The sequence below is a fragment of the Pseudophaeobacter sp. genome, from assembly GCF_039971195.1.
Lineage (GTDB): Bacteria > Pseudomonadota > Alphaproteobacteria > Rhodobacterales > Rhodobacteraceae > Pseudophaeobacter.
The window spans coordinates 1-24,193 of sequence record NZ_JBDWPJ010000163.1 but is presented as its reverse complement, the minus strand read 5'-3'; the positions used below and the strand labels follow the sequence as shown (position 1 = coordinate 24,193).

Below are 24,193 nucleotides of genomic sequence, written 5' to 3'. Positions count from 1 at the left end.
AGTTGTCCGGGTAGTGCTTTGGATTGGAAATCTTCCTGAGCCTGGGCGATCTCTTGCAGCGGATAGGTCCGTGATACCAAGGGCTTGATCCGCCCCGCGTTCATCAGGGTCACCAATCGGCCAAAGATTTCAGGAGACTGGTAGGTGCAGCCATGCAGGGTGATGTCGCGCAGGTAGATATCGCGCAGATCCGCCGCCACAATCGGCCCAGCAATGGCCCCCGCCACCGCATAATGCCCGCCGGGTTTCAGGGCGAGGATCAGATTGCCCCAGCCCTCACCGCCTACTACGTCAATCACCACGTCAAATTGCCCCTCTGGCAACGCGGCATTGCGGTCCAATGTGGTGCTTGCACCCTGGCCACGCACCGCCTCGGCCTTTGCCGCCCCGGTCAGCGCCGTCACCGAGGCGCCGCGCAAGGCCGCCAATTCCACCGCAGCCAGCCCAACGCCACCCGAAGCACCGGTGATCAGCACCTCTTGGCCCGCGGTGACACCGGCCCGGCTGAGCATGCCTTCGGCGGTGCCAAAGGCGCAGGGAATGGCAGCGATTTCCACATCCGTCAGCGGTGAGGCGCTGACATCATAAAGATCATCGGCATCCACCACGCAGTATTGCGCAAAGGCACCGTCAATCTCTGAACCAATCACGATAAAACCCATCGGCGCGCCCGGGCGCACGCGGGGCAGGTTCACCGGGCAGGTGACCCGGTTGCCAATCACAAACTGGCTGACACCCTCTCCCAGCGCCTCAACAACCCCACATAGATCGGCGCCCTGGATACGCGGAAAGCTGAGCGCTCCGCCCCAGCCCCCGGCCTCGACCTCCTGATCCACTGCATCCGTCGCTCCGGTCACTTCTGAGGCATACCAACCGATGCGGGTGTTGATATCAGTATTGTTGATCCCGGCCGCCTTTACCCGGACCAGAACCTGCCCCGGCCCGGGGGCCGGAACAGGGATGTCCTTGCGAAATTCCAGTTGTTCCGGCCCACCATGCCCGGTCAGGTAAACACCCTGCATCAGATTTGACATGCGTCTTTCCTTTCAGAATATGGTGAGCCAGAGGCGAGTTAAGCGCGCAGGCGCTCATTGTCAGGATCCCAAAGTGGCTTGTCTTCCTGTATCACGGCGCGACATTTTTCACCGTAGATTTCGACCTCTACAGCGGTGCCCGGTACCGCCAGATCGGCCCGCACTGTGCCCAGCGCGATCGAGGCATTGACCCGGTAACCCCAGTCACCACTGGTGGTTTCGCCAATGATTTCACCGTCTTTCCAGATGCAGGACATATAGGGCGCATCCGCATCCCCGGCCTCAACCACCAGGGTGACAAAGGCCTTCTTTGGCCCCTGCTGCTGTTCGTTGAGGATAGCGGCCTTGCCACGGAAATCCTGTGGCTTGTCGAGTTTGACAAAGCGCCCCAGCCCGCCTTCGAGCAGGGTGTAATCGGTGGAAAGATCGCCTTTCCAGGTGCGATAGCCCTTTTCGATCCGCAACGCGTTCAGCGCATACATGCCAAAGGGCACCGCCCCGCCCGCAATCAAAGCGGCATAGATTTCGCCCTGATCTGCATTGCCGCAATGCACCTCCCAGCCCAGCTCACCGGCGTAGGACACCCGCGCCAGGAAGGCAGGTTTACCTGCCACAGTGGCGTCCTGATGGGTCAGCCAGCCGAGCGACAGATCGGCGTCGCTCAGCCCGGCAAACAGATCGCGTGACTTTGGGCCGGTGACGATCATGGTGGCAAATTCGGTGGTGCGATCCACCAGCGTCAGCCCCGCAGGCAGTGCCTGGCGCAGGATCTCATAGTCATGCCACTGGGCCGAGGCGGCGGTGATCATGGTGAACGCGTCTTCGCCGCGCCGCACGCAGGACATTTCGGTCAGGATACGGCCACGATTATCCGAGAAATAGACCAGGTTCATCCGGCCCACCTTGGGCAAGCCACCTGTGACCATGCCGCGCAGGAATTCCGCCGCGCCCTCACCGCTCAACTCAAACCGGGAGAAGCCGGGCAGGTCCAGCACGCCAACGCCATCGCGCACCGCTTCGCATTCTTCCTTGACCCGCTGCTGCCAGGGACCGGAGCGGCCCCAGGTATGGGTGGCTTCCTCTGAGGTGTCATCGCCCGGCTTGGCAAACCAATTGGCCCGTTCCCAGCCATTGTAGGCGCCCATGACACCGCCAAGCTCCAGCACCTGCGCATGGGCGGCGCTCAGTTTTTTGTCGCGGGCGGCAGGCCATTCGTGATGAGGGAAATGCATGGCATATTCGTTGCCATAGACCTCCATGCCCTTTTTCACGCAGTAGTCGTGATCGGTGTAATCGGTGTAACGGCGCGGATCGACCGCCCACATGTCCCATTCGGTTTCCCCGTCAACGATCCATTCCGCCATACATTTACCAGCGCCACCGCCCTGGGCGATGCCAAAGGTAAAGACGCAGGCCTCAAAGGCATTATCAACACCCGGCATCGGGCCAATCAGTGGCAACCCATCCGGGGCATAGGGGATCGGTCCGTTGATCACCCGCGACACGCCAGAGCTGGCCATCAGTGGCACCCGCTCCATCGCATCCGTGACAATCTCTTCGATCCGGTCGAGGTCATCATTCCACAGCTGGAAGGAGAAATCCTCGGGCATGGGGTCAGCCTCAGTCTCCCAATGCGCCTTGCAGTTGGGTTCATAAGGGCCAAGGTTGAATCCGTGCTTTTCCTGGCGCAGATAGTAAGAGACATCCACGTCGCGCAGCAGCGGCAGCTTTTTGCCGCCATTCTCTTTGGACCAGGCTTCTACCTCCGGCACTTCCTCCGACAGCAGGTACTGGTGGCTCATCACCATCATCGGTACCGAACGGCCGCCAAAGGGTTTGAACCATTCGCCAACCCGCTGGGCATAATAGCCGGCCGCATTGACCACCTTGTCACATGCGATATCGCCGTTTTCAGTATGGACGATCCAGGTCTTGTCTTCTTTTTGGGTCACCCCGGTGGCCGGGCAGAAACGGATGATCTTGGCCCCCATGTCGCGCGCACCCTTGGCCAGGGCCTGAGTCAGCTGGGCGGGGTCGATATCCCCATCGGTCGGATCATAAAGCACCCCTTCCAGATCATGGGTTTCGAGGAAGGGATAGTGTTCCTTGGCCTGCTCTGGCGTCCACATCTCCATCTCGATGCCTTGATAGCGGCCCATCGACATGGCGCGTTCAAACTCCTGCATCCGCTCCTTGCTATGGGCCAGCCGGATCGAGCCGGACTGGTGATAGTTCATCGGATAATCAACCTCTTCGCCCAGACGTGCATAGAGCTCGGTTGAATAGCGCTGCATATTCATGATCGACCAAGAATTGGAAAAGGTCGGCACATTGCCCGCCGCATGCCAGGTGGATCCGGCTGTCAGCTCGTTCTTTTCCAAGAGCACGCAGTCGTTCCAGCCTTTCTTGGCCAGATGATACAGCGTTGAGGTGCCAATGACCCCGCCGCCGATGATGACCACGCGGGCCTGTGTAGGAAAATCAGACATGTTTGCTCCCTTGTCTTAGTCTCGTTGCGCAACGCCATCGGCGATCTCGTAGAAATCGCCCTTGTCGCGCACAAAGATGTGTTTTTCGATTGTGATCCCCGTCGGCGCTGTCAGCGCACCAAGGGCAAAACTGGTGGTGTCCTCGTCATGGGCCTTCCAGAACAGGTAGGACCCGCAGCGCGCACAAAAGCCGCGTTTGGCCGTTGGGCTGGCTTCAAACCAGCTGACCGGACCAGTGATCTGCAGTTCTGTGTCCTTGACATAGGCCGAGGACCAGATGCCGCCGGATTGCTTACGACATTGGCTGCAATGGCACATGGAGGCACCTTTGGGCTGGGCCGTGGTTTCAAACTGGATATCGCCACATAGGCAGGCGCCACGTGTTACGGGATTGCTCATCGCATGGTCTCCAATTGCGGTGTGCTGCTGGCTCCCAAAAGCACGCCATAGACAATGAAACACAGGGCCAGAACCCGGCGGATCCAGGTGTTGAACACCGCCTTCAACGCCGCCCGGCCCATCACCACACCCAGTAGGGTAAAGCCAGTATAACTCAGCGCAGTCAGAACCAGGGCAGTGGGCATGATCACCGTCATCTGGCTCCAGATCGGCACTTCGGGCTGCACAAACTGGGAGAATGCCGCCAAATAGCCGGCAACGCTCTTGGGGTTGATCACCGCCACCGCCAGCGCATGCAGATAGACATGGCGGGCTGGCCTCTCTACCGCCGGAACCGGTTTGGCAGCATTGCGCCAGTTGCGAATTCCAAGGAAGATCAAAAACCCCGCGCCCAGGATCTTGGCCACCAGAAATCCGGTCGGTGAGGCCGCGATCAGCGCCGTGACCCCAAGCGCCGAGAGCAACAGAAACAGCGTCGCCTGGGTCAGGATCGCCAGCACCCCTAACATGGCCTTGGGAAAGCTGAGCATCATGCCATTGGAGATGCAGTTCACCGCATTGGGGCCCGGCGTGGTGACAAAGACCACCCAGAACAGCACAAATATGGTCCAGGCTTCAAAACTCATGGCTCAATACACCGGTGGCGCGATGACCCAGACCGCAACGGCTGGCTCATCATAGGGGTTGGCCCATTGGTAGGGTTGATGCTTGATGCGAAAACTGTCTCCAGGGCCAACAGAGAACCGCCGCCCGTCTATCAGCAGATCCAACCGCCCTGAAATCATGTAGCCCACCTCCTGCGTCGGCCGGTTGGCCGGTTCCTGCATCTCTGAATGGGGACGAAAGGTGGAATGCACCATTTCAAAATCATCCGTCAGATCCGGCGACAGTAGCTCCTCGATCAGCCCTTCCTCGCCTGACCCCATGGGGCGGCGCGATCCGGCCCGCACGATATAGCCATGCTCATCCGCCCTCGCACCGGAATGGGCAAACAGCATCGACATTGGTACTCCCAGACACTGGGCCAGCTGGCGCAGATCTGAAATCGAAGGTTCCGACAGATCCCGCTCCACCTGGCTGAGCCAGCCCACGGATTTCTCCAGTAAGCCAGCGATATCCGTCAGGGTAAGTCCACGCGCCTTGCGCAGGGCGCGAATATCAGCGCCCAGGGTTGCAGGTTGCGGGGCTTGGTTACTCACGGCTCGGATCTCCTAAAAAGCTTGGTGAAAATTTCACCCACTTTTTCACGATGCCCTGAGTCGGTGAAATTTCCAAGCGTTTTTTCACGACTGCAAAAGAAAACCCGGCGCATTCCAGCGCCGGCATTTTCATTTGGCCAAAAATATCCTGGGGTGAGGCCAGGGGCCGAGGGGCAAAGCCCCTAAACCCAAATCAGATCCTGCCAAACACCTGCGCCAGAATTGCCGCCAGCTGATCCGCATCGTCTTGGGTAAAGGCATCCGGCTGGTCGCTGTCGATATCCAGAACCGCGATCAGCACGTGATCTGCATTCCAAACCGGCAAGACAATTTCTGACCGGGTTGAAGTGGCGCAGGCAATATGCCCGGGAAAGGCCTCAACATCTGCCACCAGCTGCACCGCGCCCTCGCGGGCCGCCGCACCGCAAACACCGCGCGAAAACGGAATTTGCAAGCAACCATGCCCGCCCTGATAGGGGCCGATCTTCAGCAGCTCCGGCGCCACCACCCGGTAAAATCCGGTCCAGTCAAAGCGATCATCGCTGTGGTGCAGCTCGCAGGCCACCGTGGCCATCAGCGCCACCGCGTCACTCTCGCCCTCAGTCAGCGCAGCAATTGTTTTGGCCACTGTGGTGTAATCGAGGCTCATCTTGTTTCACTCCAGCAACCATGATCATTCAGCGCCGCTCTACCGCGTTCGCCTCTCCCAGGGCAAGAAAACATTGGATCCGGCTAGGCCGGGTTTTCCAGCGCCTGGCGCAGCCAATCTCCCACCTCAGAGATCGCAGTATCGGCCTGCGGGATCACCTTCGACAGATTCAAAAACCCATGCACCTGACCGGGATAGCGCGCCACAGTCACCGCAACACCTGCCGCCTCCAGCGCCGCTGCATAGGAGAGACCATCCTCCCACAGGGGATCATGCCCGGCCACCAGCACAAAGGCCTGCGGCTGACCTGTCAGGCAGGGTGACATCAGCGGCGAGATCTCCGGGACAAGCTTGTCTTGCGGCTCTGGTGCATAGAGATCCAGATACCATTTCATCCGTGACATCGCCAACAAGGGGTGATCCTGCAGGGCCTGGATAGACTCCGAATTCAGCCGCGCATCCACCGCCGGATAAACCAGAACCTGCGCCCATGGCAGGGGCAGCTTCGCCTCCGATAGGCTGTGCAACAGGCTGGCCGCCAGATTGGCCCCGGCGCTATCACCGCCCAGGGCAATACGATCCCCATCTATGCCCAGCTCTGCCGCCTGTGCCCGAAGGGCCAGATACCCGGTCCTCACATCCTGAGGGGCCGCCGGAAAGGAGTGTTCCGGTGCCAACCGATAACTGAACGAGACCACGCAGATCCCTGCCCGCGCCGCCAATTTGGCACAAAGCGCATCATGGCTATCGATACTGCCCTGAATCCAGCCGCCGCCATGCAGATACATCAGCGCAGGCTGAGGCCTGCTCTGATCAAATCCCTCGGGTCGATAAATCCGCGCCGGACGCGGCCCCTCGCTGCCTGGAAGGGTCATGTCCTCGCGTGTCACCGGATCGACACAGGGCGCATCAAAACGCGCCACAAACCCGGCAAGCTGTTCCCGGCTTTCCTCCACCGTTGGCACCACGCCTGGCTGGCGCACCAACGCCACCAGATCCGCGACCGCCTGCGCCTTTGGATCGGCCTGCCGCCCCGCCACCACCGGCAAACGCCCGCCATAGAGCAACCGCACCAAGGCTTCGGGCATCAGCACCCGCAACAAGGCTGCAATCAATTTGACTTTAGACATTGAAAATCCCCAGCGCTGACAGCCTCAGCACTCTCAAAAGAATCAGCTAAACAAGGATGATTTTGAGCCGGGAGCCGCCACCCTACAAGCGCAGTGACGTGACGGATTGGGCGGGGAGGCGGAGAAAACTCTGCCTCCCCAGGACTGGACTGGGGAGGTCTGGATCAGACCAGTTCGATGGCGATGGCCGTGCCTTCGCCGCCGCCAATGCAGATCGCGGCAACGCCGCGTTTGAGACCGCGTTTTTCCAAGGCATTCAGCAATGTCACCATGATGCGCGCACCCGAGGCACCAATGGGATGGCCCAGCGCACAGGCACCGCCATTCACATTGACCTTGTCGCGGCTGATGCCCATCTCATGCATGAAGGCCATCGGCACCACGGCAAAGGCCTCATTCACTTCCCAAAGATCGACATCCGCAACGCTCCAGCCGATCTGGTCGAGCAGCTTTTTGGCGGCAGGCACGGGTGCGGTGGTGAACCAACTAGGCGCCTGGGCATGGCTGGCATGGCCCAGAACACGCGCCCGCATGGTCAATCCCTGCGCCGCCGCAGCCTCTTCCGAGGCCAGAACCAGGGCCGCAGCCCCATCCGAGATCGAAGAGGCATTGGCCGCCGTCACCGTGCCATCTTTGCGGAAGGCAGGCTTTAGCGTTGGGATCTTTTCAGGACGCGCCTTGCCGGGCTGCTCATCTGCGGCATGGGTCGCCTCGCCCTTGCGGCTCTTGATAGAGACGCTGGCAATTTCACCCTCAAAGGCGCCGCTTTCCTGGGCAGCCAGCGCATTGGACAGGGATTTCAGCGCATATTCATCCTGGGCTTCGCGGGTGAACTGGTAGTGTTCGGCGCAGTCCTCGGCAAAGGTGCCCATCAGACGGCCTTTGTCGTAGGCATCTTCCAGCCCATCCAGGAACATATGATCCATGACCTGGCCATGGCCAATCCGGGCCCCACCGCGCTGGTTGGGCAACAGATAGGGCGCATTGGTCATGCTCTCCATGCCGCCAGCAACCACCGTATCGGTCTGGCCCAGCGCGATCTGATCATAGGCGATCATCGCCGCTTTCATTCCCGAGCCACACATCTTATTCAGCGTTGTCGCCGGAACCTCTTCGCCGAGGCCCGCCGCAAACCCCGCCTGCCGCGCAGGAGCCTGGCCCTGGCCTGCGGGCAAGACACAGCCCATCAGCACCTCATCTACCGTCTTAGCTCCGGCACCTTCCAGCGCCGCCTTGATAGCAACCCCGCCCAGATCAGCCGCAGGCAGGCTGTCAAAAGCGCCCTGAAACCCGCCCATTGGCGTCCGCGCCGCGCCCGCAATCACAACATTTTTCATCAGATCTTCCTCCAATCGTCGCCAATAAACATACCGAATGCTAAGGATTAAGGTCTAGACTGGTATAAATACGTTGAGACAACTTACCGGGGGACCACTATGAGCCTGACAAGTACCAAGGCCGATGGTGCACAGATTGTGACTGTAAATGCTGAGCGCATCGATGCAGCCATGGCCATTCAATTCAAAGAAGATATGCGCGCGGAAACAGAAAGCGGACCGGACCGGGTAATCCTGGATCTGTCGCTGGTGCAGTTCATTGATTCCAGCGGTTTGGGCGCCATCGTTGCCGCCATGAAGCAGCTGGGTCGGGACCGCCGCCTGGATCTCGCTGGTCCGACACCGATGGTGGAAAAAGTCTTCCGCCTGACGCGCATGGATACGATATTTAATCTCTACAGCTCGTTGAACGAAGCCGTAAGCGCCAACGAGACCTGAACCCCGCCCATCGAACCGCAATAGGGCGGAAGTGAGAAATGAATGGCTGAATCTTTTGCATGTTCGTTCACAGCAACCGAGCTGGATGCCCGATCTGGCATCTCGACGGTTATGGAACGCCTGCGAGACATAGACCTGCCGGAGGACCGCGCAGGAGATGTGCAAATCGCCTTGGCAGAGGCCGTGAATAATGTTGTCGAACACGCCTATGGGGATACGACAACGGGTGATGTGCGCATTCAATGCCGTATCGCCGATGAAATCCTGCACATCCAGATCAGTGACGCCGGACCACCGCTTCCCAATGGGGAGTTGCCCGCGGGCACCCCCGCAGAGATCTCTGGCCCGTTGGAAACCCTGCCCGAGGGCGGTTTTGGCTGGTTCCTTATCCGCGAGCTGACCTGTCGGCTGCATTACGCGCGCGAAAATGGCAACAATCAACTTTCGCTGTTTTTTGAGCTGTTTCCGGACCGTGCCTGACGTCAGGCCAGAGCCGCGCAGATCTCGCCACACAAGCGCCACATTGCCGACCAACTCCCGCCCAAAGCCTGAGCTATGCCTTAATACGTAGCTGACATAGCTTCCCCTGGCGTTAGACATCTAAGCCCCCACCGATCGTGTGACGCCAGGGATACCTCCCCCGAAGACACCTCCAATACCAGATCTGCACCCCCAGGCGCATCCCTGCCCTGCTGCCAAAGGCTCATCTGTTCTGCCTTGCTAGCGGTCAGATTTCTCGTTTTGAGCATTGTCATTGCCAATCCAGCCACTACCCTGCCCGGCAACACAACAGGAGTGGTACATGCGCGACTTTCAATCTCCCGGACGCTCTGCCGTCTTTGCTCAGAACGGCCTTTGCGCCACCTCGCACCCCCTCGCTGCCGGGGCTGCAATTGACGTGTTGAAACGTGGCGGTAACGCCATGGATGCTGCCATTGCCGGCGCCGTTCTGCTGGGCATTTGTGAGCCGCAGATGACCGGGATCGGCGGTGATTGCTTTGTGCTCTTCTCGCGCGCAGGCGATAGTAATATCCAGGCAGTGAACGGATCAGGACGCGCCGCTGCCGCTGCCAGTGCAGCAGAGCTGCGCGATCAGGGGCTGGGCAGCATTCCCCTGGGCAGCCCCCATGCGGTCACCGTGCCTACCGCGATAGAGACCTTCTGTCATCTGGCCGAAACCGAAGGGAAACTGGGGCTTGATGCGCTTTTGGCCCCTGCCATTCACTATGCAGAGGCGGGCGTTCCCGTGGCGCCTCGGGTGGCCTTTGACTGGAGCAATGACGCGGGCACCCTGCAGGGCTCCGCCCGCGCCGCTTACCTGTTTGATGGCAAGCCGCCACAGGTCGGGCAGGTCTTTCGCGCCCCCGGCCAGGCCGAGGTCCTACGCCGCATCGCCAAGCACGGGCGCGACGCCTTTTACACCGGCGAAATCGCCGAGGACATGATCGCCACCCTACAGACGGCAGGCGGGCATCACAGCTTGGAGGATTTTGCCTCCGCAGGTTTTGACCGGGTCGCCCCGGTCTCCGCCCCCTACAAAGGCGTCGATCTGGTTGAGCATCCGCCCAACGGGCAGGGCGCCACCGCCCTGCTGATGCTCAACATCCTCGGCCATTTTGACATCGCATCAATGGATCCTCTGGGGGCAGAACGCGCCCATATCGAGGCCGAAGCCGCCAAACTGGCCTATGATGCCCGCAATCGCTTTCTGGCAGACCCCGACCACACCCAGCGGCTCGACCATATGCTGGCACCGGAAACGGCCGCGCAGCTGGCCGGGCTGATTGATCCCAAACGCGCCATGGCTGCCGCCGCCCCGCTGAGCGAGGCCGTGCACAAGGACACTATCTATATCACCGTGGTCGACAAGGATCAGATGGCCGTCTCGCTGATCTATTCGATCTTTCATGGCTTTGGCTCCGGCCTTGCCTCCGAAAAATTTGGCATCCTGCTGCAGAACCGCGGCGCGGGCTTTACTCTGCAAGAGGGCCATCCAAACGAACTGGCCGGCGGCAAACGCCCGATGCACACCATCATTCCCGGCATGCTGCGTCAGGAGGGCCAGGTGATCATGCCCTTCGGGGTGATGGGCGGCGCTTACCAACCCAATGGCCACGCCCGCTTTGTCTCTAACCTGTGCGATTTTGGCATGGATGCCCAATCCGCCATCGATGCGCCACGCAGCTTCTCGGATAATGGCATCCTCAAGGTCGAACGCGGCTATAGCGACAAGACCCGTCAAGCCCTGGCCGACCTGGGGCACCGGGTCGATGTGCCCGATACGGCCATAGGCGGCGCACAGGCCATCAGGATCCACGAAAACGGTCTTCTGGAAGGGGCGAGTGACCCCCGCAAAGATGGCTGTGCATTGGGCTATTGACCCAAAGCGCGGCCTGCCGTTGATCCACACCCGCGCCGGGCCGAAGGTCCGGCGCCCGGCCCAACGCCTGTCAGGTCTGGCGCAGCCAGCCATGCAACAGGGGGCGGGAGCCCCCCTCTGCAGTGGCACATCTTCATATCAACAAGGTAATCTTGCCCGCAGGAAAGAGCGGCGCGCTGCAAGCCTGCCGGACGCAGGCGGCTCAGTTCAGCTGATACTGCAGCGCATAGGCGGCGCCATCAAACTTATCAAACATCTCGGGCAGATCCGGGTGGCTGATCGGTTCACCGGAATAGTCCGCAACCAGATTTTGCTCTGACACATAGGCCACGTAATAGGTCTGATCGTTTTCAGCCAGCAGATGGTAAAACGGCTGATCCTTCACCGGGCGGCTGTCCTCGGGAATGGACTCATACCATTCTTCGGTGTTTTCAAACTCAGGATCCACGTCAAAAACCACCCCTCTGAAGGGGTGTTTGCGGTGCCGGACCACCTGTCCGAGATTATATTTTGCGCGTGTTCGTAACATTTCCAGCCCGTCCCTATCCCTTGTTACTAGCGCGGATCGCTGGCAGATGTCCAACTCTTGACGCAAATTTTCGAGGAAACAGTCTGTGAACCTGGCTTTGACAGTGCTTGAAATCACCGCCCCGGTTTTCCTGCTCGCGGGGGTGGGATTTACCTGGGTCAAACTAGGGTTTGAGTACCGCATTCAGTTTGTCACCCGTCTGGCCATGACCCTGGCGGTCCCGGCGCTGATCTTCACCGCCCTGATGAAAACCGAGCTGGATAAGGGCGCGCTTGGCAGCTTTGTCCTGGCGGCCATTCTGGGCTATTTTCTGCTCGCTCTGGTTGGGGCGCTCTTGATCAAAGCCGGGCGCCTCAATCGGCAGACCTATCTGGCACCCTTCATCTTTGGCAATACCGGCAATCTTGGCATTCCCCTGGCGCTTTTTGCCTTTGGCGAGGCTGGCCTTGGCTATGCCGTCGTCATGCTGGCGGTTTCTGCGGTGTTGTCCTTTACCCTTGGGTTGTCGCTGGTGGCGGGACAGGGCGGCGGTGGCAAGGCGCTGCGCGAACCCATGGTCTGGGCCACAGTGCTGGGCGCTTTGTTCCTATGGCAAGACTGGCAGACGCCAAAGTTCCTGACCAATGCACTGGATCTCATTGGCCAGATGGCCATTCCCCTCATGCTGATCACTCTGGGCGTGGCCATCGCCCGGCTCACCCCCGGCAAAACCGGTCTGGCTATGCTGTTGTCCCTGGCCAAGCTCGCGACAAGCGTCGCCATTGGCTGGGCACTGGGCCTGGCCTTTGGCCTTGATCAGATCGCCTTTGGCGTCTTGGTGCTGCAACTGGCCACGCCCGTCGCTGTCACCTCTTACCTCCTGGCCGAAAAATTTGGCGCCGATGCCGAGGCCGTTGCCGGGCTGGTGGTGGTCTCTACCCTGATGTCCATAGCCGCCCTGCCGCTGGTCCTGTCGGTTTTGATTGATTTGTGATTTTCTCTTTTGGCAAATTTCGCTAGAATGGCAAAAAAATATAACAACTGAGGCAGAGGCAATGAGCAGAATCATCGTCGCACTCGCCCTTCTTCTGATCGTCGCATCCTGCGGTGGTGGCACCAACACGCCCCCCCGCAATCTGGACAATGCGTGTAGTATCATCAAGGAGCGGCCCAAATATCTGAAGGCCTTTCGCGCAGCTGAGCGTCGCTGGGGCGTGCCCATCCATGTGCAGATGGCCACCATCCATCAGGAAAGCAAATTCCGCGCCAATGCCCGCACCCCGCATAAATACCTGCTGGGGGTGATCCCTATGGGGCGGCAGTCCAGCGCCTTTGGCTATGGCCAGGCCCTGGACGGCACATGGGAAGATTACAAACGTGACACCGGACGCCGCCGCGCCAAACGCGACCGGATCGAGGACGCCACTGATTTTATGGGTTGGTATATGAATGCCAGTTTGGAAAAGAACGGCATCCCGCTCTATGATGCCCGCAACCAGTATCTGGCCTATCACGATGGCCATGCCGGCTATGCGCGTGGCACTTACAGGTCCAAAACCTGGCTGTTGCGAGTCGCCAGCAAGGTCGAAGCCCGCTCGCAGATGTATCAGGCGCAACTAGCCACCTGCCGCCGCGCCCGCTGATCAGAAAGTACCAACACAGCTGTCGTTTTCCTCACCGCAGAGAACGGCAGCTTCGAGCCCAAAGTGCTCAATGCTGCGCTATGCATGAATGTCTGCAATGCAAATTGAAAAACGTGCCATTTGCCGGTATTCGAAGTTCATGTCCTATGTCGTTTCCTCCCTTGTACTTTTGCTGTTTGCAAACGCTCTAATCGCTTTCGGGGTTGCGTTTTTTTGGCAGGCAAGGGTCATCTTCACCTTATTCGGGACGTCGAACTGGGATGGTGCGCATGTGCCAAGGAAAGCGTTGGGCAACGCAAACAGCCCTCAAAACAGCTTTGGCCGTTTTATTGCAGGTGAGATTTTTCCCGAGTTACGGCGAAAGTGGGCTAAAGCCATTGGGTACGTGGCGGTGAGTTTCTTGACGCTGTTTTTGGTGGTCTGTTTCTTACAGATCGCTGCTCCGGAATATCTTCCGTGAAGTGAGGGAAAATAGGACATTGCCAGCAATGCCGCCGTTAAATTTCTTTGATCCAACGGCAGCTTGGTCCGCTAAACAGCCATTCGAGCTGATCCAAAACCGCAGGAGTGCTACGCATTGCCAAAGCGCAGCTTTGGCAGCGCCCGAACCGCCCCCACAGGGCGGGCGCTTTGCTTCCTCCCCTCGGTTCGGACGCGGTGGCTTTCTGAAACAGTGGCTTTCTGAAACAGTTGTCGCTTTGTCCAGTACCGCAGGCCTTAGTCGCTAGGGTGAGCTGTTGCCGCCACCCCCTTCGCTGAACAGGGTGGACGGCAGGCGCATGCCGGTTTCCAGCGCGCCGAGGATCACGGTGGTCTTTCCCCCTGCCCCGTCATGCACCACCCATTTGCGCAGCTCCACCGGCGCGCCGGTGAACATCAGCTCCAGACTGCCGTAATCCGGGTTTTCGGGATCCTGCGCCTGCACCACGGTCGAGGTGCCATCAAAGCCGTGGCCTACAACCATATTAGCCTGATCCAGATTGACCCGTTTGGCCAGGATGATCGACAGCGGCGTGCGGCGCAGCGGAAAGGTCTCGGGCGGTTGGTTGGATTTGGGATCATGAATGCGCACAGCGCCCGATCCCGCCACCACGGTGCCCGCATCAGTGCCATCATATTCAAACCGCATCCGGCCGGGGCGATGCAGATAGAGCTTACCCGTAGACAGCGAGCCATCATCATTGATCTGGGTAAAGGTTGCCGTCGCAGTCTTCATCTCGTTCAGATAGCCGGAAATCTCGGCAAGGCTCAGCTTGCCCTCGGCCCAGGCCAGAGAGCTGCTCAATGTGGCGGTGACGGCAAGCGCCAGGACAGAGATAATTTTTTTCATAAACCCTAGATAAGCCCTAGTGCAGAAAAGAAAAGAGGCCGCCCCAGATGCGGGCCGACCTCGCGATAGTTTGCTCAGAATTGCCAGGGCTTCACGGGGCCTTATTGCTCCGGCACCAGAATCTCGCGTTTGCCAACGTGATTAGCCGGGGAGACCAGACCTTCGTCCTCCATCTGCTCCACCAGGCGGGCGGCCTTATTGTAGCCGATGGCCAGTTTGCGCTGGATATAGGAGGTCGAACATTTGCGATCCTTGATCACGATCTGCACTGCAGAATCATAAAGCGCATCCTCACCCGTGGTATTGCCCCCCGTCGACAGGCCCAGAACCGCATCGATGTTATCGGCCTTCTCGTCATCGGGGCCCTCCACCACGCCGCCCATGTATTCTGGCGGGCCAAACTGTTTCAGATGGTTGACCACCTCTTCGACCTCTTCATCCGAAACGAATGGACCGTGGCAACGGGTGATCTTGGCCCCGCCCGCCATATAGAGCATGTCCCCCATCCCGAGGAGCTGTTCCGCCCCCATTTCGCCAAGAATGGTCCGACTGTCGATCTTGGAGGTCACCTGGAAGGAAATCCGGGTGGGGAAGTTGGCCTTGATGGTGCCGGTGATCACATCCACCGAGGGCCGTTGGGTGGCCATGATCAGGTGAATACCAGAGGCCCGCGCCATCTGCGCCAGACGCTGGATGCAGGCTTCGATCTCTTTGCCGGCCACCATCATCAGATCGGCCATCTCATCGACGATGACAACGATATAGGGCAGGGTTTCGGGGGCGAATTCTTCGCTCTCAAACACTGGCTCGCCAGTGTCATCGTCAAACCCGGTCTGCACCGTGCGGCTGAACATCTCGCCTTTGGCCATGGCTTCTTTGACGCGGCCATTATAGCCGGCAATGTTGCGCACACCCATCTTGGACATCTTGCGGTAGCGGTCTTCCATTTCGCCCACCACCCATTTCAAGGCAACAACTGCCTTTTTGGGATCGGTCACAACCGGTGACAGAAGATGTGGGATGCCATCATAAACGCTGAGTTCCAGCATCTTTGGGTCGATCATGATCAGACGGCATTCCTCGGGCGTCAGCTTGTAGAGCAGCGACAGGATCATGGTGTTGATCGCCACCGATTTACCCGAACCGGTGGTCCCGGCGATCAGCAGATGCGGCATCTTGGCCAGATCCGCCACCATGGAGGAACCGCCAATATCCTTGCCCAGCGCCAGCGGCAGGTTTTGGGTGCCATCGCCATAATCGCGGCTCGACAGAATCTCGCGGAAGTTCACCATTTCGCGCTTTTCATTGGGCAGTTCGATGCCAATCACCGTGCGGCCCGGCACCGTGGAGACTCGGGCCGACAGGGCAGACATTGAGCGCGCGATATCATCCGACAGGCCAATCACCCGGCTGGCCTTGAGACCCGGTGCAGGCTCCAGCTCATACATGGTGACAACGGGACCGGGACGGACCGAAACGATCTCGCCCTTGACGCCATAGTCATCCAGCACAACTTCCAGCATCCGCGCGTTTTCTTCCAGCGCCTCATCGCTCAGGTGATGACGCTCCACCCCATTGGGGTGACCCAAAAGAGACAGCGGCGGCAGTTCAAAATCGGCTTCGTTTTCTTCAAAGGCCAGACCGGGCTGTGCCTCGGCCTTGGCGCGTGTCGAAGGTTGCACGGCTTTGCGCTGCGGCTGTTCCACCACCACCTTGCGTGGCTCTGCCACCGGCAATTCAAATGGCGCGACCTCCATCGGCTTCTGCGCGGCGGCAGCCTGTTGTGTTCCAGCCTGTGGTGCTGCGCCAAACTCCCGATTGATCACCCGTCCAACAGGCAGATCTTCCATGGCGACCCGGTCCGGCGACAGGCCAACGGGCGCAGGGGTGGGACCGGGAGTGGAAACAGGTTCGACCTCTTCTGGCTCGTAATGCTGACCCATTTCCGCTGGCGCGGGTTCATAGCCATCAAAGGCGGCTTCATAGCTGGGCGCAACAGGAGCACTGGGAGCAAGAGCTGCAGCGGTTGCGACAGCTTCAGGCGATGCAGGGATACCCGAAGCCGCAGTTAGGGGCGGCTCTGGTGGCAGTCCGGCAGGCGCTGGGTTGGGATTGAACAGCAGGGGTTCGGCCCGTTTACCACGTCCTTTGGTCAGCGGCAGATCAGGATCAGGCTCGGGCAATTGTCCGGCCGCACGGCGGATCCGTACGGCGCTGGCAATTTTCTCCGAAATCCGCTCATCCCCCGACAGTAGGGATTCACCGGGTTGATCTGTCTCCACCAGTTCCGGCTCTGGCATTTGATCTGGCAGCTCTTCGGCCTCAGCCCGGCGCATCAGCCCCGGCACCCGCGCAAACAGGCCCGGCTTTTCGGGCTTCTCTGCCATCTGTTCCTCGACCACATCTTCGCCGCTATCATCGCTGTAGCTTTCAAACATCGCAGCGCCATCGTCATCGGCAATCCAGGCATCTTCTTCGGCCTGCAGCCGGGCAGCACGGCGTTCATTGCGCAGCGCCATTGCCGCTTGAAAACCACTGGTGGCACCCCGCCCCAGCAGGCTGGCAATGCCGCCATAGAACATCACAAAGCCCAGCGTCAGATAGCGCCCGGCCCGTGCCATCTCGGCCCGGCTGAACCCGGCCACAAAGGCGCCAAGGGTCAACATGCCAAAGGCCATCAGCAGCGACATCAGCTTGACCGCGAAATGCGAGCTCATCGGCAGAAGCGTCAGCAGCGCCCCCATCACGGTATCGCCAAACAGCCCGCCAAGGCCAAAGTTGTGGGTAGCCTTCCATTCCGCGCCCGGCACCAAGGTGGCGGCATAGATCGAGGCCACGGCCAAAAGCACCGGCGCAAAAATCATCCGGCTCAGTACACGGTCTTCGCCACTATGCGTAAGAAATCGCAGGCCCCAGGCCAGGGGCGTCAGCGCCAGGCTCCAGGCAGCCCAGCCAACAATCATGAACAGAGGCGCCGCAATCGAAGCACCGGGGCGGCCCAGCCAGTTTTGCACCGGCGCATCCGTCGAGACCATCCAATTGGGATCATCCGGCGTGTAGGAACCAACCATAGCAGCCACAAACAGACCCAACCCGATCAGGAAAATCCCAATCAGCTCTTTGCCACGCTTTTCGATCGCCGCCTGCATCTTACTGTCTAGCAGGGGGTCCCTGCTGCGGGTTTGAAATGCCATGCCTACCTCGGTTCATTGCTGCCGATGGGCCCTGATTGTACCACAGGATCTGATCACCGGCCGTTTTATCTTGGCGGTGGAGCCCCTTGCCGAGGCGCAACCGCAGTCAGTCAGTTGTCGGAAAGACAGCGCCGCAGCTTGGTCAGCGCCTCTCGCGTTACCTCCGCAGAAGCCACCAGCGCCACCCGGATATAGCCCTTGCCGGGGTTCTCATCGCCTTCTCCCTGCGCCAGATAAGCCCCAGGCAGAACCCGCACGCCAGCCTCTTGCCACAACTTCAGCGCCGCCGCTTCGCCATCCGGCACCGGCAGCCACAGGAAGAACCCCGCACTGGGAGAGACATAGCCCTCCAGCCCGGCAAAGACCTCATCGGCGACCTTGTATTTCTCAACATAGAGCCCGCGGTTTTCCACCACATGGGCCTCGTCTAACCAGACCTTTGCGGCAGCGGCCTGCAGAGGCCCCGGCAAAGGCGCACCGGAATAGGCGCGCAGCTGCTTGATCCGCTTGATATTTTCTGCCCCGCTGGCAATCAGCCCAGAGCGCAGCCCCGGCAGGTTAGAGCGTTTCGACAATGAATTGAACAGCACCACCCTGTCAGGGTCCGCCCCCATCTCCTGCGCCACGGTCAGGGCACCAATCGGGGCCTCATCACGGTAAATCTCGCTGTAGCATTCATCGGCAAAGATGCAGAAATCATGTTTTTCGGCCAGGGCAATCAGACGCTGCCAATAGGCGCGATCCGCCACCGCGCCCTGCGGATTGGCCGGCGAGCAAATATAGGCAATTGCCGTGCGATCCAGCAGCTCTGCCGGCAGGCTCTCATAGTCGGGCAGATGGCCCGTGTCTTCTGTGGCCGACAAAAACACCGGCTCTGCCGCCACTGAAAGGCTGGCCACCATATAGACCTGATAAAAGGGGTTCGGGATCAGTATCGCTGGCTTTTGGCCGTTCTTTGCCTCGGGGCAAAGAGCCATGGCGGCATTGTACAGCCCCTCGCGGGTACCGTTCAGCGCCATGATCTGCGTGGTCGGATCCATGGTCACGCCGTAGCGACCGAAAATCCAGGTCGCCATGGCACCGCGCAATTCGTCCGAGCCATCATTGGGCGGATAGTTGTTAAAGCCGGCGGCCTTTTCAACGATGACATCGGTCACCCACTGGGGGAACTGATGTTTTGGCTCGCCAATGGTCATATGCACCACAGCGCCGCCGGGCGCGTGATGGTCCAAAAGCGCCCGCAGGCGCGGAAACGCATAGGCTGGCAGGTTCGCAAACCGCTCAGGGAAGTTCATAGCTGTGCCTCAAGTTCGGGATCATTTCCGCCCCGTTTGGGGATAAATTACAGCGCCAGACCCAATGCGTCCAGCCGCCGCATGCGGCCTTGACCAAATTTGTGGCTTTCCAGCCAGACTCGTCTCCCCCGAAGGCCGACCTGCGTCAGGCTTTTGCCCCCGCCAGGGCTGCTTCGACACCCACGCCAAGCCGCAACAGAGCTTCCTCGCAGTCCGGCTGGCCGAGGATTTGCAAACCACAACTGGGGATACCGGTCGGCAGGCTCAGCCCGCAGGTGCCCATCAGGTTGCCAATACGGGTATTGCGCAGGGTGAGCAGATTTGCCTTCACGTAGTAGTCTTCTTCCTGTTCCAGGCGTGCCAGATTTGGCGGCAGGATTGGACAGGTGGGTGACAGCACCCCATCAAAACCAGCCGTGGCCTGATCCCAGGCCATCCGGGCCTGCTCCAGCTTGGCCCAGGCCGCGACATAGTCCGGACCGGAGAACTGCGCGCCAGCCTGGAACCGCTCCAAGATCTTGTCAAACATCACCTCCGGGCTGGCCTTGATCACATCTTTCCACAGCCCATAGGCCTCGGTGGTGAACAAAATGGCGCTGAGCTCCATGGCCTCAACCAGTTCCGGCACCTCGAGCGGCAGGATCTCTGCACCGGCATCCTGCAGTTTTTGCAGGGCGCTGGCGTAGCTTTCGGCCACAACCGGGTCGAGATCATCCTGCGCAATCGTCCGCAGGTCAGCAAAACGCCGCCCCTTGAGGCTGCTTGGGCCAAGCAGATCCGGACCTTCGGTGCCTTCCAAAAGACCTAGGAACAACCCCGCATCCTCAACCGAGCGCACCAGCGGACCTACAGTGTCAAACTTTAGACAGAGCGGCACTACCCCTTCCAGGCTGATCCGCCCCGCAGTGGTTTTGAGCCCCACCAGATCGTTCCAGGCCGAGGGAATACGCACAGATCCCCCAGTGTCAGAGCCGATTGCCCCCGCCGCCAGATCAAAGGCCACCGAGGCCGCCGCCCCCGAGGACGACCCACCCGGCACCGCTGCCTCGTCATTGATGCAAGGCGGTGTGGCCTTTACCGGATTAAGCCCCAGCCCGGAGAAGGCCAGCTCGCTCATATGGGTTTTCCCGAGGCAGACGGTGCCCATTGATGTGGCCACTTCCAGCACCAGTGCATCCTGATCCGGCACCCGGCCTTTCAGCAGATCCGAGCCTGCCTCGGTTTGGGTGCCGGCGGAATCAAACAGGTCTTTCCAGCTCACTGGCACCCCATCCAGGGCTGAGCGTCGCAGGCCTTGTTTGGCCCGGAGTGCGGCTGCTTCGGCCTCGACCAGGGCACGGTCATGGGTGACTTCGCTATAGATCCGATCCCGATGCGGATGGGCGTCAATAGCCTCCAGATAGGTCTTGGTCAGGGCGACCGGATCGATCTCTTTTGCCGCAATGCCGCGTCCCAAATCAGCGGCACTCATCTTCAACCACGCCTGCATCTCGCGCTCTCCTATCTGGTTTTGCCGCGACGGTAGCGCCCCCGGTGCAGTGGCACAATGCCGAAGCGCCCCCTGGTGGTGGCAAGGCCCGGCTTATCCCCGCGCAGCGACGCTTCGGCCCATGGACAATCCCGGCAATCGGCGCATATTGCGGGGTATGAAAAACACATCCGATATCCTGATCGTCGGCGGCGGCCTGAACGGCCCTGCCCTGGCTCTGGCGCTGGCGCAAACCGGCCATAGTGTCACCGTGGTAGATGCCCTGCCCAGGGGTGAGTTTGAGGATGAAGAATTTGATGGCCGTGGCTATGCGCTTGCCCTGGCCTCGCAGCGGTTGTTGGGGCAGATCGGCGTCTGGTCGCAGGTGGCAGAACAGGCGCAGCCGATGCTGGAAATCAAGGCCAGTGACGGTCATGCCGGGACCGGCGCAGCGCCATTTTTCCTGCATTTTGATCACCGCGAAATCGAGGAAGGCCCAATGGGCTATATGCTGGAGGATCGCTTCCTGCGCCGCGCTCTGCTGCAGGCACTGGAGAAGGTGCCCCGCATCACCATGATCAACGAAGCCCGCGTGGTAGCCCAGGCGGCAGACCAGACCGGGGTAACCCTGACGCTGGACAGTGGCGATACCCTACGCGGTGGCATGTTGGTTGGCGCCGATGGGCGAAAAAGCGGCACTGCAGCCCGTGCGGGCATCAAACGCTCAGGTTGGGACTATGGGCAGACGGCACTGGTCTGCGCCATTGATCATGAAAAACCACATCACGGCATTGCACATCAGTTCTTTATGGCGCCGGGTCCACTGGCAGTGCTGCCGCTGCCCGGCAACCGCTCCTCAATTGTCTGGAGCGAAAAGACCGAAATGGCCGCGGCCATTCACGGCTTGAATGATGCCGATTATATCACCGCGCTCAAACCGCGCTTTGGTGATTTTCTCGGAGAGATCTCGCTGGCGGGCAAGCGGTTCACCTATCCGCTGAACCTGACCATCGCCAATAGTTTCACCGATGAGCGCATGGCGCTGATTGGTGATGCCGCCCATGGCATGCACCCGATTGCAGGCCAGGGACTGAACGCCGGCCTGCGCGATGTGGGCGCCCTGGCTGAGGTGCTGACCGAAGCCAAGAGGCGCGGCGAAGATATCGGCTCGTCCTTGGTTCTGGACCGCTATCAGCAGTGGCGCCGCTTTGACACCGCCACTCTGGCCGCCAGCACAGATATGGTGAACAAGCTGTTTTCCAACGACAATCCGCTGCTGCGGCTGGGCCGCGACCTTGGCATGGGGCTGGTCAACAGCCTGCCCGGCCTCAGACGTGGCTTTATGCGCGAAGCGGCTGGCCTGACCGGCGATCTGCCGCGCTTGCTGAAAGGCGAAGCCATTTAGGACAGCGCCTCAGACAGGGGAGCGCTCCCGCCCATACCGGCAACACAAATTGTGTTGCCATCTGGTTGGGCCGGGCGCCTTGCCTGTGGCAAGGCGCGGCTCCGCCTGGATCACCTGTACCGCATCAACCACAACCTGCCCCATGACAGAGCAGGTTCTCTGGCAGTCCTGCTCAGGGTCGCTACCTATTTCCCGTTTACTTGCCCCGTTATTGACCTGGACATTTTTGCTGTAAAACTGTCCAGGATGTAGGCCCGCTGTGCGCCAGCACAGCGCCGAGCCCAAGGCCGCCAAGACGCCCCAAAGGGCGGCTGCGGGGGCGGGAGCTCCTCCCTTTCACCTAACCACAGGACACTCAACAGGGGTCCTGCGCAAACGGAGCAGTTTTCTCGGTGGGCCCCTGGCCTCACTCCATCACGCGGGCTTCGTCGACCAGCATCACCGGTATGCCATTGCGGATCGGGAAAGCCAGATTGGCCGCCTTGGAGCGCAGCTCCTGCGCCTCGGCGTCATATTCCAGCGTCCCTTGGGTCTTGGGGCAGACCAGCGCCTCGAGCATGCGGCGATCAAAGGCCACGGGTTTTGTTTCACTCATTGCAGGATGTCCTCATGTGCCCCGCCACGCAGAGCAAATTCAATCAAAGTCACCAGGGTTTCCCGTCTTGTGACAAGGCAGGGCGCCTCTAGCAAGGCCTGTTTGTCTTCTGGCTCAAACTCCAAAAGCATCGACAGGGAGTTGATCAGCAGCTCATCCTCCGCCTCTTGCAGCGAGCCCCAATCGGTCGACAGACCCTGCGCCAGAAAAAACCGCTCCAACAGGGCCAGAAACCCGGCGCGATCAAAGGCCGGGTCACTCTCTCCGGCGCCAAGATCCCGCTCAAAACCGCCCCAGCTGACCTCGCAGCGCCGATAGGGGCTGAAGCCCGATATCTCTCCCAAGATGCGAAACCGGGACAGGCCCGACAGCGTCACCATGTAGCGACCATCTTCGGTTTCCGAAAACTGCGTCACCCGACCGGCGCAGCCGATTGCCTGCAGGCCATCCTCCGATTGGCTCACTGTTCCAGACTGGTCCATCTGGCCAGGGCAGGGCTGGATCATGCCGATCAGGCGCGCCGGAGTCTTCAGCGCATCTTCAAACATCTGCAGATAACGCGGTTCAAAGATATGCAGCGGCAGCCGGGCCCGGGGCAAAAGAATTGCCCGGGGCAGCGGAAAGACAGCAAGTGTGTCCGGCAGATCTGCGCTATGCATCATGAGATATTACTGTAGGGCGGTTGCCCGATTAAGCAAATATCAAAGAGCTCAGCTTGCGGCGGCCGTTCAGAACCACCAGATCATTGGCGGGCAACGCATCAAAGATGGTGAACAGTTGCGCCTTGGCGGCCCCCTCGTTCCACTCGCGATCGCGGCGGAACAGTTCCAGCAGCTCCGTGACAGCGGCCTCAGCATCCCCCGCCGCATGCAGCGCCTGTGCCAGCTCAAACCGGGCCTCATGATCCTCGGGGCTGGCCTCGACCTTGGCCGCCAGCTCCGCTACCGGACCGGCGCTTTCTGCCTGGCGTGCCAGCTCGATCTGGGCGCGTGCGGCTTCGATCTCGGCTGCGTCAGCAATCTCTGCCGGGGCACCGTTCAGCACGGCCTCGGCCTGATCGAGATCTTCCAGCGCGATATGCGCCCGCGCCAAGCCGCTATAGGCCGCAGCGCTCTTGTCATCTTCGCCAATAATGGCGGCAAAGGTCTGCGCCGCATCGGCAACCTCGCCATCCGTGAGCATCTGCTCCGCCACTTCCAGCGCCTCTGCCAGACCGCCATCGGCACTGCCGCCGCCGGCTTCGATCGCCTTGTTGATAAAGGCTTCGATCTCGCTGGGCGGCACATTGCCCTGGAACATATCGATAGGGCGCCCCTCAACAAAGGCCACCACGGTTGGGATCGATTGCAGTGGCAAGCCCTGTTGCGACAGAGCCTGGGCCAGACGCTGGTTTTCGTCGACATTGATCTTGGCCATGGTGACCGCGCCCTTGGCCTTGCTCACTACCGCCTCCAAGGCAGGCCCAAGCGTCTTGCAAGGGCCACACCAGGGCGCCCAGAAATCCACGATGACCGGCGCCTGCATCGAGGCCTCAACCACATCCTGCATAAAGGTCGCCTCGCCGACCTCCTTGATCAGATCTCCTGCGGGGGCTGCGGTGCCCGCTCCGCCAATAATATCCATTGTCTCAATCTTCTCCGTTTGAAGCTTGGCCTCTGTTTGACTTCTATATGAAGCCCTGAGGCACAGAAACCAAGAGA

The 24,193-nt window shown here is 60.1% G+C and carries 24 protein-coding genes; 7 read left to right on the top strand and 17 right to left on the bottom strand.

Annotation, left to right across the window (positions count from 1 at the left end; all coding sequences use genetic code 11):
• The 9 genes from ABJP42_RS14580 to ABJP42_RS14540 form a co-directional block, all read right to left on the bottom strand.
• Nucleotides 1-1,034: alcohol dehydrogenase family protein (locus ABJP42_RS14580; RefSeq protein WP_348341588.1), on the bottom strand; the 1,034-nt coding region annotated here is incomplete at its 3' end.
• 38 nt (nucleotides 1,035-1,072) lie between these two features.
• Nucleotides 1,073-3,523, bottom strand: a complete 2,451-nt coding sequence (locus ABJP42_RS14575) for a GcvT family protein (protein ID WP_348341586.1) — start codon at nucleotides 3,521-3,523, stop codon at nucleotides 1,073-1,075.
• A gap of 15 nt (nucleotides 3,524-3,538) precedes the next feature.
• Nucleotides 3,539-3,922: a GFA family protein gene (locus ABJP42_RS14570; protein ID WP_348341584.1), complete on the bottom strand. Its 384-nt coding sequence runs from the start codon at nucleotides 3,920-3,922 to the stop codon at nucleotides 3,539-3,541.
• Nucleotides 3,919-4,548 (bottom strand): LysE family translocator, encoded by a 630-nt coding sequence (locus ABJP42_RS14565; protein ID WP_348341582.1) that lies wholly within the window; start codon nucleotides 4,546-4,548, stop codon nucleotides 3,919-3,921. The genes ABJP42_RS14570 and ABJP42_RS14565 overlap by 4 nt, the downstream gene beginning before the upstream one ends.
• Before the next feature lie 3 nt (nucleotides 4,549-4,551).
• Nucleotides 4,552-5,121, bottom strand: a complete 570-nt coding sequence (locus ABJP42_RS14560; RefSeq protein ID WP_348341580.1) for a helix-turn-helix domain-containing protein — start codon at nucleotides 5,119-5,121, stop codon at nucleotides 4,552-4,554.
• Nucleotides 5,114-5,248 carry a hypothetical protein gene (locus ABJP42_RS14555; protein ID WP_348341578.1) on the bottom strand — a complete coding sequence of 45 codons (135 nt, stop codon included), beginning with the start codon at nucleotides 5,246-5,248 and terminating at the stop codon, nucleotides 5,114-5,116. Before ABJP42_RS14555 ends, ABJP42_RS14560 begins: the two co-directional genes overlap by 8 nt.
• A 66-nt stretch (nucleotides 5,249-5,314) precedes the next feature.
• On the bottom strand, nucleotides 5,315-5,770 hold the full coding sequence (locus tag ABJP42_RS14550) for a GAF domain-containing protein (RefSeq protein WP_348341576.1): 456 nt from the start codon (nucleotides 5,768-5,770) through the stop codon (nucleotides 5,315-5,317).
• 83 nt (nucleotides 5,771-5,853) lie between these two features.
• Nucleotides 5,854-6,900: an alpha/beta hydrolase gene (locus ABJP42_RS14545; RefSeq protein ID WP_348341574.1), complete on the bottom strand. Its 1,047-nt coding sequence runs from the start codon at nucleotides 6,898-6,900 to the stop codon at nucleotides 5,854-5,856.
• A gap of 164 nt (nucleotides 6,901-7,064) precedes the next feature.
• Entirely contained in the window at nucleotides 7,065-8,237 is a 1,173-nt protein-coding gene (locus ABJP42_RS14540) for an acetyl-CoA C-acyltransferase (protein ID WP_348341572.1), read from the bottom strand.
• 99 nt (nucleotides 8,238-8,336) lie between these two features.
• Between ABJP42_RS14540 and ABJP42_RS14535 the strand changes: the two genes are divergently transcribed.
• The 3 genes from ABJP42_RS14535 to ABJP42_RS14525 all read left to right on the top strand — a co-directional run bounded on the left by ABJP42_RS14535 (nucleotide 8,337) and on the right by ABJP42_RS14525 (nucleotide 11,055).
• On the top strand, nucleotides 8,337-8,675 hold the full coding sequence (locus tag ABJP42_RS14535) for an STAS domain-containing protein (RefSeq protein ID WP_348341570.1): 339 nt from the start codon (nucleotides 8,337-8,339) through the stop codon (nucleotides 8,673-8,675).
• Nucleotides 8,676-8,717: 42 nt separating this feature from the next.
• Nucleotides 8,718-9,155, top strand: coding sequence for an ATP-binding protein (locus tag ABJP42_RS14530; protein ID WP_348341568.1), 438 nt, complete (start codon nucleotides 8,718-8,720; stop codon nucleotides 9,153-9,155).
• Nucleotides 9,156-9,477: 322 nt separating this feature from the next.
• Nucleotides 9,478-11,055, top strand: coding sequence for a gamma-glutamyltransferase family protein (locus ABJP42_RS14525; protein ID WP_348341566.1), 1,578 nt, complete (start codon nucleotides 9,478-9,480; stop codon nucleotides 11,053-11,055).
• A 202-nt stretch (nucleotides 11,056-11,257) separates the two neighbouring features.
• Here the strand turns inward: ABJP42_RS14525 and hspQ are convergent, their stop codons facing one another.
• On the bottom strand, nucleotides 11,258-11,584 hold the full coding sequence (gene hspQ / locus ABJP42_RS14520) for a heat shock protein HspQ (RefSeq protein ID WP_348341564.1): 327 nt from the start codon (nucleotides 11,582-11,584) through the stop codon (nucleotides 11,258-11,260).
• A gap of 85 nt (nucleotides 11,585-11,669) precedes the next feature.
• On the opposite strand from hspQ, the gene ABJP42_RS14515 reads away from it, so the two are divergent.
• The 3 genes from ABJP42_RS14515 (at nucleotide 11,670) to ABJP42_RS14505 (ending at nucleotide 13,666) form a co-directional block, all read left to right on the top strand.
• A complete protein-coding gene (locus tag ABJP42_RS14515) occupies nucleotides 11,670-12,557 on the top strand; it encodes an AEC family transporter (RefSeq protein WP_348341562.1) in 888 nt (295 codons plus the stop codon).
• Between the two features lie 61 nt (nucleotides 12,558-12,618).
• Entirely contained in the window at nucleotides 12,619-13,206 is a 588-nt protein-coding gene (locus tag ABJP42_RS14510; protein WP_348341560.1) for a transglycosylase SLT domain-containing protein, read from the top strand.
• Between the two features lie 139 nt (nucleotides 13,207-13,345).
• Nucleotides 13,346-13,666 carry a hypothetical protein gene (locus ABJP42_RS14505; protein WP_348341558.1) on the top strand — a complete coding sequence of 107 codons (321 nt, stop codon included), beginning with the start codon at nucleotides 13,346-13,348 and terminating at the stop codon, nucleotides 13,664-13,666.
• Between the two features lie 264 nt (nucleotides 13,667-13,930).
• Here ABJP42_RS14505 and ABJP42_RS14500 read toward each other — a convergent pair whose 3' ends face one another.
• The 4 genes from ABJP42_RS14500 to ABJP42_RS14485 form a co-directional block, all read right to left on the bottom strand.
• A complete protein-coding gene (locus tag ABJP42_RS14500) occupies nucleotides 13,931-14,536 on the bottom strand; it encodes a LolA family protein (RefSeq protein ID WP_348341556.1) in 606 nt (201 codons plus the stop codon).
• A 101-nt stretch (nucleotides 14,537-14,637) separates the two neighbouring features.
• Nucleotides 14,638-17,730 carry a DNA translocase FtsK gene (locus ABJP42_RS14495; RefSeq protein ID WP_348341554.1) on the bottom strand — a complete coding sequence of 1,031 codons (3,093 nt, stop codon included), beginning with the start codon at nucleotides 17,728-17,730 and terminating at the stop codon, nucleotides 14,638-14,640.
• Between the two features lie 110 nt (nucleotides 17,731-17,840).
• Entirely contained in the window at nucleotides 17,841-19,025 is a 1,185-nt protein-coding gene (locus tag ABJP42_RS14490; protein ID WP_348341552.1) for an aminotransferase class I/II-fold pyridoxal phosphate-dependent enzyme, read from the bottom strand.
• 145 nt (nucleotides 19,026-19,170) lie between these two features.
• Complete coding sequence (locus tag ABJP42_RS14485; RefSeq protein ID WP_348341550.1) at nucleotides 19,171-20,514, bottom strand: amidase; 1,344 nt, start codon at nucleotides 20,512-20,514, stop codon at nucleotides 19,171-19,173.
• Between the two features lie 157 nt (nucleotides 20,515-20,671).
• Between ABJP42_RS14485 and ABJP42_RS14480 the strand changes: the two genes are divergently transcribed.
• Nucleotides 20,672-21,898, top strand: a complete 1,227-nt coding sequence (locus ABJP42_RS14480) for an FAD-dependent monooxygenase (RefSeq protein ID WP_348341548.1) — start codon at nucleotides 20,672-20,674, stop codon at nucleotides 21,896-21,898.
• A 406-nt stretch (nucleotides 21,899-22,304) separates the two neighbouring features.
• Here ABJP42_RS14480 and ABJP42_RS14475 read toward each other — a convergent pair whose 3' ends face one another.
• The 3 genes from ABJP42_RS14475 to ABJP42_RS14465 are packed head-to-tail and all read right to left on the bottom strand — an operon-like array spanning nucleotide 22,305 to nucleotide 24,116.
• On the bottom strand, nucleotides 22,305-22,493 hold the full coding sequence (locus ABJP42_RS14475; protein ID WP_348341546.1) for a Trm112 family protein: 189 nt from the start codon (nucleotides 22,491-22,493) through the stop codon (nucleotides 22,305-22,307).
• Complete coding sequence (locus tag ABJP42_RS14470) at nucleotides 22,490-23,155, bottom strand: LON peptidase substrate-binding domain-containing protein (protein ID WP_348341544.1); 666 nt, start codon at nucleotides 23,153-23,155, stop codon at nucleotides 22,490-22,492. Before ABJP42_RS14470 ends, ABJP42_RS14475 begins: the two co-directional genes overlap by 4 nt.
• Nucleotides 23,156-23,183: 28 nt before the next feature.
• Nucleotides 23,184-24,116 (bottom strand): tetratricopeptide repeat protein, encoded by a 933-nt coding sequence (locus ABJP42_RS14465; protein ID WP_348341542.1) that lies wholly within the window; start codon nucleotides 24,114-24,116, stop codon nucleotides 23,184-23,186.
• Between the last annotated feature and the right edge of the window lie 77 nt (nucleotides 24,117-24,193).